Genomic DNA, 376 nt, shown 5'->3' on the forward strand with positions numbered 1-376 from the left:
CGGATCGAAATTCCTATGCGAGGTCAGCGTGGCGCGAACTTGATCGAGGGCTTGGCGCAACGGATCGAGCAGCTCCATTGCCTTGGCCGTCGGCGTCATACCGCGCTGGGCGGGAATTAGCAGTTGGTCGTCGAACTCGTGCCTGAGACGGTTCAGCTGGGCGCTTACCGCCGGCTGGCTCAGATGCAGTCGAGCAGCCGCCTTCGTGACGTTCCGCTCGATCAGCAGCGTCTCCAGGGGGACCAACAGATTGAGATCCAGGCGCTTGGTATCCATGGAATGGATAGTAGATGAATATTTCTGTGATTTCAAAAATAGCTCGAGGCAGCCGAGACTTTGCGATCAGGGCCGGCACCGCGGCGCGCTTCGACCCGCC

The 376-nt window shown here is 59.8% G+C and carries 1 protein-coding gene; it reads right to left on the reverse strand.

The window, feature by feature from the left end:
- A partial coding sequence (locus EN850_RS34180) for a LysR family transcriptional regulator (protein WP_136092984.1) occupies positions 1-276 on the reverse strand: 276 nt, incomplete at its 3' end.
- Positions 277-376 lie beyond the last annotated feature (100 nt).

Source organism: Mesorhizobium sp. M8A.F.Ca.ET.207.01.1.1 (assembly GCF_004794715.1).
Taxonomy (GTDB): Bacteria; Pseudomonadota; Alphaproteobacteria; order Rhizobiales; family Rhizobiaceae; genus Mesorhizobium.